General features: G+C 68.7%; 2 protein-coding genes and 1 pseudogene. 2 read left to right on the top strand and 1 reads right to left on the bottom strand.

The genetic code is table 11. The annotated features are described in order from the left end of the window. Together ACWGIU_RS35675 and ACWGIU_RS35670 are read left to right on the top strand one after the other, a co-directional pair. Positions 1–513 (top strand): annotated as a pseudogene (locus tag ACWGIU_RS35675) (potassium-transporting ATPase subunit B); the annotation flags it as partial. Between the two features lie 8 nt (positions 514–521). Continuing rightward, positions 522–1,199, top strand: coding sequence for a potassium-transporting ATPase subunit C (locus ACWGIU_RS35670; protein ID WP_453712246.1), 678 nt, complete (start codon positions 522–524; stop codon positions 1,197–1,199). Here the strand turns inward: ACWGIU_RS35670 and ACWGIU_RS35665 are convergent. Further along, positions 1,177–2,157, bottom strand: a complete 981-nt coding sequence (locus tag ACWGIU_RS35665) for an alpha/beta fold hydrolase (RefSeq protein ID WP_453712245.1) — start codon at positions 2,155–2,157, stop codon at positions 1,177–1,179. The genes ACWGIU_RS35670 and ACWGIU_RS35665 overlap by 23 nt on opposite strands. Positions 2,158–2,408 lie beyond the last annotated feature (251 nt).

The raw sequence follows: 2,408 nt of genomic DNA, 5'->3' as shown, positions 1-2,408 counted from the left end.
GCGATGCCCGGTGACGGCACGAACGACGCCCCGGCGCTCGCCCAGGCGGACGTGGGCGTGGCCATGAACAGCGGAACCTCGGCCGCCAAGGAGGCCGGGAACATGGTGGACCTGGACTCCGACCCCACCAAGCTCATCGAGATCGTGGAGATCGGCAAGCAACTGCTGATCACGCGGGGCGCTTTGACGACCTTCTCCATCGCCAACGACGTCGCGAAGTATTTCGCGATCATCCCGGCCATGTTCGCCGTGGTCCACCCGGGTCTCGACAAGCTCAACATCATGGGCCTGCACTCGCCGAACTCCGCGATCCTGTCCGCGGTCGTCTTCAACGCGCTGATCATCATCGCGCTCGTGCCGCTCGCCCTCAAGGGCGTGCGGTACAAGCCGACCAGCGCGGACACGATGCTCCGCCGCAACCTCGGGATCTACGGACTCGGTGGTCTCATCGCCCCGTTCATCGGAATCAAGGTCATCGACATGCTCCTCACACTCATCCCCGGAATCGGCTGATACCCGCCATGAACAACTCTGTCGGCAACACCGCACGACTGATCGGCGCCGGCCTGCGGTCACTCCTCGTCCTCACCGTGCTGTGCGGCGTCCTCTACCCGCTCACCGTGACCGGCATCGCCCAGGTCGCCTTCAGCGGCAACGCCAACGGCTCCGAGATCAAGGACCAGAGCGGCCGGGTCGTCGGATCGTCCCTCATCGGGCAGACCTACAACCTGCCCCGGCAGAACCCCGACGACCCCGAGGAGGCGGCCGAGCCGGACCTGCAGTGGTTCCAGCCGCGCCCCTCCGACGGACTCGGCTCCAACAGCGTCAACACCGGGTACGCGTTGATCCTCTCCGGCGCCACCAACAAGGCCGCCGACAACCCGGACCTCGTCGAGCAGGTCGAGAACGCCAAGGCCTCGGTCGTCGCGGACAACTCCACGGCCTCCTACAAGGTGAACCCGCGGGAGGTCCCGGCCGACGCCGTCACCTCCTCCGGCTCCGGACTCGACCCGAGCATCTCCCCGGAGTACGCGAAGATCCAGGTCCACCGGGTCGCCGAGCGGAACGGCCTCGACGTCAAGCAGGTCGCGAAGCTCGTGGAGCAGCACACCGAGGGCCGCACGCTCGGCTTCATGGGCGAGCCCCGCGTCAACGTCCTCGAACTCAACATCGCGCTCAAGGCCCTCGTCGACAGCTGATCGACATCACCGAGGGAGACCGGGGGGGAACGTGACCTCGTAGTGGTCGTTCCTGGGCGGTCACGGGCCGGCCCACAGGAAGGATCTCTGCCATCAGCGGCTGGGCAAGTGACACGACCGGGCGCCGACCGCCCGCAGGAGGGTGATCACGCTGCTGTGGCCGCGGCGGAGGACGACCTTCACGAGCAGTTGCTCCGCGCGGCTCGGAGAGGAAGGCGCGGACGGCGTTCGCGAAGTCGTCCGGGGCATCGTGGTGGACGACGTGTCCCGTGGCGAGTTCGACGCGGTGGACGGGGCCCGGGTGGCGGGCCTGCATCTCGCGGGCGTGGTACGGGGTGATCTCGTCGCTGTGGGTTCCGTGGACGAGGAGAGTGGGACAGGTCAGGGCAGTCCAGTCGGCCCAGTGGTCGCCGGTGAGGGCTTGTTGGGAGGCGAGGGTGTCGTCGGCCTCGAAGGAGAACACCCAACCGTGCTGCTTCTTGCGGAAGGAACACTCCAGGTAGGGTGCGGCCGCTCCGAGAGCTCGGGCCAGAGCTTCACGCGTTGGTTGTGGTCCGGGCAGACGGCGGGTGAAGGCGGTGTCGACGTCGACGACGGCGCCGATGTCCTCGACGACCAGGGCTGCGACGCGTTCCGGATGGCGGGCGGCGAACTGGTAGGCGTTGACGCCGCCGAGGGAGTGCCCGAGCACCGGCAGTGGGCCGAGACCGAGGTGGTCGTGGAAGGCAGCCAGGTCCTCGACGTAGTCGTCCCGGTTGTAGGACGTGGCGCGATCGGATTCCCCGTGGCCGCGCTGGTCCAGCGCCAACACCCGCCGGTGCGGGGAAAGCGCGGCGGCCAGCGGAGCGAACACGGCGGCCTCGTTGTAGTGCCCGTGCAGGGCCAACACGGGCCGGCCGGGCCCGCCGAAGTCGAGGTAGGACAAACGACGGCCGCGGTGGAGGAAGGAATAACGCACGCCCGCGATCGTAGAGTCCCGCGCCTGGCCGATGAGCACCACCCGCGGCGGTCGTGTCGTAGCGCGCCGCCGGGGCGCGGCCGTGAGCGGTTCCGACGTAGGCGGTTTCCTTCGGATGACCTCGCTGACCGGATGAAGACGGCCGCCAGATGGAGTCCGGAGTCAGAGGGCGGCGGTCGTGTCGTAGCGCGCCGCCGGGCCCCTTTCTGACGGGCCCCGGCGGCCAGCTGGTGGCGCGAACGATCGTGGAG

This window comes from Streptomyces sp. NPDC054840 (assembly GCF_053611065.1).
This window is presented reverse-complemented; position numbering and strand designations above follow the sequence as displayed.